This window comes from Granulicatella sp. (assembly GCF_057274575.1).
In genome coordinates this window covers 20,477-28,494 of sequence record NZ_DBHISP010000011.1, presented here as the reverse complement: position 1 = coordinate 28,494, position 8,018 = coordinate 20,477, and the positions used below count along the sequence as shown (strand labels likewise).

Sequence of the window (8,018 nt, the reverse complement as noted above, 5' to 3'; positions counted from 1 at the left end):
AGTGCTGACGGCGTCCTGCTGCATATAAAATGGCTTCTGTTCTTTCGTCCATTTCTGTATTATTCACATCCAGAATCACTTTTCGAATATCTTCTGCGATACGACTTCCACCAGGCTCTCTTGTCGAAACGATATCGACTAAGGCATGTTTTTGTAACAAAGGAATTAGTTGATTGATGACTGTTGTTTTCCCAGCACCATCTGGCCCTTCCATTGTAATAAACAATCCTTTCATATTATCCTCAATCCCCTTCAATATCTTCTTTTCATTATACGCTATTTTCCACTTATAATAAACCAAATTCCCATCAGATTTATCAGATTTTCATCTCCTCTCTCCCTTTCTTCACAAAACAAAATATTTAAAATAGCACTGTGATTACGGTGAGTCCTTGCTAGATTCATATAGTAGCAGTAAAAGGAAATAGGATCAAAGGTGAATGAATGGGAGTTAGGGATTTATCCCTTACTCCTATTTTGAACTTTGAAGGCGAGAGACCTTGGCTCGAGCCGGTCCCTCATTACAGCTACTATAAAACGAACCCGCAAAACTTCGCAGTAATCACAAACCTTTGGTTTGCACTATTTTATTTTTAAATATTGTGTCCCTGCACAAAGAAACAGGGGCTTGTTTGTAAACAAGCCCCTGTTCCTAGTTAAGTTTTATTACCGTTTCATCGATTTTGAGTACGGACGATTGTAATCCCATAGCAAGAGAAGTAGTCCAGCTAGACCAACCAACATTGTAGCCACGCCTTCTTTTCCAATCATCTGATGCCCCAAAATAACTACATACAAGAATACCAACATCAATACGAAGCGGATCCAATTTTTTACTTTAGGATTCATGATATCTTCTCCCATCTAATTTCACTTGGCTCAAGTTCCACAGTTCTTGATACTCCTTCACCATCATAGACAAGTGTGGACTGTGCTTCGTTCGTATTATTCACAATCGCATACACTCCTTTTTCAGGATAAGCATGTACTTCGACTAATGGATTACTTGCATACCATTTAGTTAATTCACTTTCTTTATTGGCTGCGTAGAATAAAGCTCGCATCAATAATCTTGTGTTTTCTGGTGTGTATGGAAGTCCTGCAATGTACACCCCACGACCATTTCCGTAAGGATTTGCTGCAAGGTGAATTTCTCCGAATTCTTTTCCTTCCGCATTGGCTGGAAGAACGATTCCTTCCTCAACGCCACCAGCGCTGACTTTAGGATTGCTAAATTCAAGTACTTCTGTTGCACTCGTTAAGCCATACACGTTCTTAATATTTTCACCAAAATCAATCTTATGAACATCTTCAACATCTTCAATGATAAAGTGTTCTTTCAATTCTTTAGTAAAATATTTATCTGTTGAAAGGCTATATCCCATTTCTCTTTCAACACCCAAAATATCTCCAAGTTGGAAGAATCTTCCTTGGTGATGAACCGCTGTTGGTTCCCCAACTCCGATAAATCCTCCACCATTATACACGAATTCACGAATTCGTGTAATGAGTGTCTCATTCTTCCAAACCTCTCCACCGCTAAATGAAGTTCCGGCATCCCCGGCGTTGATGATGACATCGACACCTTCTGGAACTCCACCATGAATGATATCGTCAAAGCTGATAAAGCTTACATCCACACTCGCACCACTTAACGCTTCCATAATTCCAAGGTAAGAATAGATTTGTTTATATGGAAGTTCATGGGCAACCATGTGTGCTTGCCAAGTTCTTAAACGCCCCCATGCGTTTAGAATGGCTACCTTCAAACCAGTATATGGTTTTGTATGTTTAACAATATCGTAGATTTCTCTAAATTCATCCGTTACATGTTCAATGTAATCTACAAATTTAGGGAATTGATATGCAAGACTTAAATAACCACCATATCCAATACGGTCTACAGGGTTACGCATGATGGCACGTCTTGCGGATAACCAGTTCTTATTGGCTTCAATCGTAGGATCATTTCCTTCACGGAATACATCTGGGAAGAAATATGGTAAGAATCTTCCTTCTGTATATTTCACGTGCGGAATATCTGAAATCATACGAAGAGTTGCTCCTCCACCGACAGAACCAACTACTGCATCTAAACCAATTTGTTCGAAGTATGGTCCGTATGGTTCAGTCCCAATCCAGTTATCTCCCAAGAACATCATAGCTTCTTTACCAGCATCATGTACTTCATCGACTAATTTTTTCGCTTCTCTTGCAACGAATGCTTGAATGAAGTCGATATAGTCTAAGTACGCTTTACTTGGTGTGCGGAATGTTGAGTTATAGTACCCTTCATCCACAATATCTTCTGCTCTTAAGCGATAGCCTTTTTCCTTGGCAAAAGCTTCGAGTGCTGCTACTGAAACACTAGCACCATAGCCAAACCAGTCCACAAATTTTTCTTTTCCTAAGTTGTTGAAAATCAATGTGAAATGGTAGAAGAATGTTGTAAAACGAACCACATCTGTATCAGGATTCTCTTTTAACCATTGTTTTAAATAATCATGCATAAATTGATTCGAATGAGGTCCACGTACATCAAAAGGAATATCGTGAGGAACATCTCCCCAGTTATTCGTGATATGATTGTACATTTGTGTTGGATCCCAAATTGCATACACTAGAAACGACACGGTATATTCATGGAAAGGACGTGTCCCTTCAATCGTTACCGTATTATTTTCTTGGTTAATAGACCAACTTTCTACAGGCACAACTTCTCCTGTTGTACGGTCAATGACTTCCCAATATTTTTTTGGATTATGCACATAATCTGGTTGAACTTGATCTTCAAAGTACCCTTCCATAAATGGAATCGTTAATGTTTCTTCTGTTGCTAACCAAAACTTAGACATCACGAAAATTTGTTGGCACTCTTCCATATAATCTTTAATAAAATCATTGTGATTTCGTGCAACAAAGTAAGTCGTATAAATTTTTGCATCTAATTGTTTAGTGGCTTCATCAAGCTTTGTCCCGTCACTATCACGAATGGCATCGGCACCCCAACGCTCGAGTAATTCTTTTGTTTGCTCTAAAAAATTAGATTCACTTGGTAGGGTTAAACGCCCTTTTGTTTTACCCATATACTCTCCTCCTGCGATGACGACTACTCTTTCGAGCCTCCCAATGTCATCCCTTGTGTTAATTTATTTTGAACTAAAATATATAAAATCAATGTTGGTAACATTACGATTACCATCCCTGCATACATTTGACCATATTCCGCCGCACCACGTTGTGCTTGAAGTAAGTTCTTAAGTCCAACAGGAAGTGTTTGATTTTTACCTGGCATCAATGTCAAAGCAATAATGTATTCATTCCAGAAAGAAAGGAAGTTAAACAAAATTACTGTGATAATACTTGGTCGTGCCATCGGTGTCATTACACGAAGCATTGTTGTAAAATATCCTGCACCATCGATAGACGCTGCTTCTTCAAATGTTGTTGGCAATGTTTTGAAGAAGTTCGATAATAAATAAATCGTAAATGGCAGTGATGTCGCTGCGTAGACAAGAGCTAAGATAAAAATATTATTTAAGAAGAATCCATTAATTCCAAAACCTTTTAGTCCTTTGTCCCAGTCGAGTAACATTAAGAAGATTGGTACCACAATGTAGTTTACATTGATGAATAATCCACCTTTTAATAATGAGTTAATGAATCGACTTCCTGGGAATTTATAACGAGCTAACACATACGAAGATGGAATCGCTACTACTACTAAAATAATGAGCGCTAACCCTGTTACAATAACGGAGTTTAGCATGTAATCTCCCATTTTTGCTTTATTCCAAGCGTCTGCAAAGTTTTGCCAATAAAAACCTTCAGGTAAGGTCCATGGAGAACCATAGAATTCTCTGTTTTCTTTCATAGAAGCTAAGAAGACCCATCCGACAGGTACAATAATACTAATCGCTAATGTAATGAGCGCAACATAGATAAACGCTTTATATAGCTTCTCAAATGATTGAGTTTGTCCTTTCATGATCTTCCCTCCTAATATTCAAGAATATCGCGTTTCGTAATATGACTTACGATACCAGATAATCCGAATGAGAATATAAAGACAACTACCCCGATAGCCATACCATAACCATAAGAAGAATTCGTATACGCTTGTTTAAACATATAGCTTAAGAACACTTCTGTAGAACCATCTGGGCCACCGTCTGTTAAGATTTGCACTAATAAGAAACTTAAATTAATCGTACTAATAATGAAGAATGTTAATGTCGTACGAATACTATTCCAAATTAATGGTAAAGTTACATTGAAGAATTTTCCGATTTTTCCTGCACCATCAAGATCTGCTGCTTCATATAAGCTAGATGGAATATTCGCCATCCCTGCCATGTACATTACCATGTAATATCCAATCGCTTGCCAAATGAGTGCAAATGCCAATGAATAAATGACAATACTTTGATCTCCTAGCCATAATCGATTCCATGCTTCTGGTAAAATCGCATTTAATAGACCTGCTTTTGGATCGTATACTGCTGATAAAATTCCTGCAATAACAACGATTGATAAAATATTAGGAATATAGAAAATGATTCTAAATAAATTATTTCCACGAATCTTTTCTGTCGAAAGAATCGCTGCAAAAACAACTGCTAATACAACCGTAAAAATCGTCACAACTACAATGAGTAAGATCGTATTTTGCATTGTTCTAAAGAAGTTTTCATCCATCCATAAAATTTTAAAATTATCTAATCCAACAAATTCCTTATTATTTGAAAATCCGCCCCATCTAAAAAGTGACATACGGAATACTTCTATTGTTGGATATATCATGAACGTAAAAAATAAAATTAGTGCAGGTAATAAACAAACGAGAATAAATAAATTTTTCTCTCTTTTTCTACGATTTTTCATCGTTCTGCCCTCTTTCCAACCATTTTTAGATAAAATGAGAGTGGGTGGAAGGAATTTTCACCCTTGAAAATTGCTTCGCATCCCACTCCTATTTAATTCTTTCTATCGAATTATTGAACTGCTGCTTTTAACTTTTGGCTAACTTCTTCAACAGATTTTTGCCATTCAGCAATTGTTTTTTGACCAGATGCTACAGAGTCAATTTGTCCATATAATGTATCCTTCATGCTTACACCTTCAACTGGTTTAGTAGCTACGAAGTTCCCATTAATAACACCATCTACTTCATCTACAACTTTATATAATGCTTTCAATTCTTCTGGTAATTTTGCTGTTACGCCTTGAATTGGTTGAGCGGCATTGTATTTAGCAAAGATTTCAGCTGCTTTATCTGAGTACAAGAATGATAAGAATTCTTTAGCTGCTGCTTGATTCTTAGATTCTTTTGGAACCCAGATGTGTTCGAAGAATGAGTAAACGTAGCGTTTGCCACCTTTTTCGATCGCTGGAGCAGCAGTCATAGCCCATTTGAAGCCTTCAGCTCTAGGAGCTTTTGCCATTTCACCCACTACCCAAGTACCGTTAGGCATGAATAATGCTTTATTATCTAAGATTAATTGTTGGTTCTTAGTGAAGCTTTGTTTATTCGCATTAGCAACTGTTGAAGGTTCAACATTTGATAATAATGTTCCCATTGCTTCAAATGCTTTAGTAGCAGCTTCAGAAGTGAATACACCAGTTTCGTATTTCATTGCTTTGTTGAATAAATCAACACCACCAGCGTTCGCTAATAATGCTGGGAAGAAGCTATCTAAGTATCCTGTAGTTGGATAAGTGAATAGTGAAATGTTATCTTTCTTAGCTTTTTCAGCTAATTCCTTCATACCAGCAACATCTTTAGGAACTTCCCAACCTTTAGATTTGAATAATCCTTCGTTGTAGAACAATCCTGTTGGAGCATAGAACATTGGTGCTAAGTAGTGTTTTCCATCTCCATAAGGGTCAGTTACTGTTGATCCTAATACATTGTTTAATAATTTTTCAGAAACTTTTTTGTTTTCGCCATAGACTTTCATGTCAAATAAGTCTGTTAAATCAGCTAATGCTTTGTCTTTAATTAAAGTTTCTGGTAATGCTTGTTTACGTCCTAAAGCAAGCATTACGATGTCTGGATAATCTCCAGCTTTCATTTGTGGAGAAATTTTGTCTTCGATTTCCTTACTTTGAGTCAATTCCACTTTTACGTTTGGATTTGCTTCTTCATAAGCTTTGATGATTGCAGGCCACATTTCTCCGCCGTAACCACTTTCTAAAGCTGCTAATTTAAGAGTTGTTTTCTCTTTAGTTTCCGCTTTAGTTGTTGAATCTGTCTTACTAGCGTTATTTCCGCAAGCTGCTAAAGATACAGTTGCTAATAACGCTGCACTTGATAGTAATACTTTCTTTTTCATGTTGTCTCCCCCTAGTTTCTATTACTTTTTAAGACACTTTAAGTTTACTATGGAAAAACCGCTTTCACAATAACTATTTTGCTTTCGATTTGTACTATTTTGCTGTCTTAGAAAACGATACCATCAAAATTTTCATTTTTCTTTTTATTTATAAAAAATTAATCCTATTTACAAGAGGTCTCCTCTTGTAAATAGGATATGCGTTCTTATTGTTCTTATTTAATTGGAAGAATTTTTTTCAAAAGAACCATTGTTTGGTCCATAATCACTCCACTAATCACTAACGAAACGACTGGTCCAATTGTCGGCCATTGTCCCATAATTGCGGCAATGACCACACAACTAGCGTCAATTAAAAACTTGTTTCGTGGTATGGACGTTTTGAATTTCTCGTGTAAAGCAAGAGTTGCAGCAATATAAGGCCCAACGCCTAATTCAGCCAGCGCATAAACTGCACATCCTATGGCAATTAAAGCAATCCCTACAACCATAGCAGCTATTTTTATAGTGATATCCATTTCGGCAATAGCACTAAAGTCGAATAGATTAATAAAGAAACTTTGTAAGAACATCCCTATAACTGTTCCAAATCCAATATATCTCCAGTTGATACTAAAAGTAATTCCGAGAAATACGAGAGAAACAATAATGTTTGACGTCCCCATATCTACCCCAAATGTGCGATTTAATCCATCCCACACAAGAACGACAACGTCAGCTCCTAATGTACTCGAACCAGCCATCTTTGCTCCTAGTCCGATTAAAAAGCAGGAAATAACTAATAAAACTAATCGAAGTCCTAATTTATCTTTTTTCAATCTCATTCTCCTTATTTGGCCCAGTTTTCTGGACTCCACATCCGTCCATCTAACTCTCCATGTGCTTGTTCAATTCGTTTTGCTTGTTCTAAAAGAAGAGTTTTTGCAGCCATAAGTAATGTACGTTCTTTATACTCTTTTTCTTCTGCAATCCACGTATCGATTAGCCCGATTTTCTCAATAATCTCCATACTGACTCTCCTCCCAATGACTTAGGTGCATCTCGAGTTCCAGTCTTTCATCCTGATTCTCTTTAATCCACTCTGCGATTTGTTCCCAGCGTGCTCCATTCATTGCTTGTGAGCGTTCGATAAACCAATCTTCTGTATTTTTTAATGTCCCGTGATGATCTTTCGTCATGTATTGTAAATATTCCACGAGTAATGCTTGTTTGGTAACTTCAGTCTTATAATCAAATTGATGGACTTCAAAAATCGGTAAATACTTCCAGCCCATTGCATTTGCTAATGCTTGGAACGGACGCATAAGTTCCGAAATCGTAAATTGCTCTTTTCCTCCTGCACGGAAGGCTTCTTCTTTCACACCAAGTGTCACAACAATTCCGAGTTCCTTAATTTGCTTTGCAAAGCGTGCACTCTTACTCATCACCGTATCAATCCATTCCTTCATGACAGCAGGTGCTTGGTACCAATACATTGGGAATTGAAGAATGAGTCTCTTGGCTTCACTTTCTAACAGTGCTTTTTCTTCAGTCGCTCTTGTAAAATGAGGCTTTGCTTCACTCCATACTTCGTCTAAATGGCGAACCGTTACAGTTTCTTCCCCTTTTAACGTTGCGAGGAAAAACTGTTGGCTCGATGAAGTTTGAATCGTTGGATGGCTAATGACCACCATTGTTTTCATA

9 protein-coding genes are annotated in these 8,018 nt (G+C 37.2%); all 9 read right to left on the bottom strand.

The window, feature by feature from the left end:
- Positions 1-235, bottom strand: a 235-nt coding sequence (locus tag ACO5V7_RS06610) for a dTMP kinase (RefSeq protein ID WP_485485538.1), incomplete at its 3' end; no start/stop codon positions are given.
- A gap of 431 nt (positions 236-666) precedes the next feature.
- Positions 667-849 (bottom strand): DUF6903 family protein, encoded by a 183-nt coding sequence (locus ACO5V7_RS06605; protein ID WP_485485537.1) that lies wholly within the window; start codon positions 847-849, stop codon positions 667-669.
- Positions 846-3,086 (bottom strand): 1,3-beta-galactosyl-N-acetylhexosamine phosphorylase, encoded by a 2,241-nt coding sequence (gene gnpA / locus ACO5V7_RS06600; protein WP_485485536.1) that lies wholly within the window; start codon positions 3,084-3,086, stop codon positions 846-848. Before gnpA ends, ACO5V7_RS06605 begins: the two co-directional genes overlap by 4 nt.
- A 23-nt stretch (positions 3,087-3,109) precedes the next feature.
- Positions 3,110-3,988 (bottom strand): carbohydrate ABC transporter permease, encoded by an 879-nt coding sequence (locus tag ACO5V7_RS06595; RefSeq protein ID WP_485485535.1) that lies wholly within the window; start codon positions 3,986-3,988, stop codon positions 3,110-3,112.
- Between the two features lie 11 nt (positions 3,989-3,999).
- On the bottom strand, positions 4,000-4,773 hold the full coding sequence (locus ACO5V7_RS06590) for a carbohydrate ABC transporter permease (RefSeq protein ID WP_485485534.1): 774 nt from the start codon (positions 4,771-4,773) through the stop codon (positions 4,000-4,002).
- 221 nt (positions 4,774-4,994) lie between these two features.
- Entirely contained in the window at positions 4,995-6,335 is a 1,341-nt protein-coding gene (locus ACO5V7_RS06585; RefSeq protein ID WP_485485533.1) for a carbohydrate ABC transporter substrate-binding protein, read from the bottom strand.
- 215 nt (positions 6,336-6,550) lie between these two features.
- On the bottom strand, positions 6,551-7,159 hold the full coding sequence (locus ACO5V7_RS06580) for a YczE/YyaS/YitT family protein (RefSeq protein WP_485485532.1): 609 nt from the start codon (positions 7,157-7,159) through the stop codon (positions 6,551-6,553).
- Positions 7,160-7,164: 5 nt separating this feature from the next.
- Positions 7,165-7,344, bottom strand: a complete 180-nt coding sequence (locus tag ACO5V7_RS06575; RefSeq protein ID WP_485485531.1) for a hypothetical protein — start codon at positions 7,342-7,344, stop codon at positions 7,165-7,167.
- Complete coding sequence (locus ACO5V7_RS06570; protein ID WP_485485530.1) at positions 7,331-8,017, bottom strand: NAD(P)H-dependent oxidoreductase; 687 nt, start codon at positions 8,015-8,017, stop codon at positions 7,331-7,333. Before ACO5V7_RS06570 ends, ACO5V7_RS06575 begins: the two co-directional genes overlap by 14 nt.
- Position 8,018: the final 1 nt, after the last annotated feature.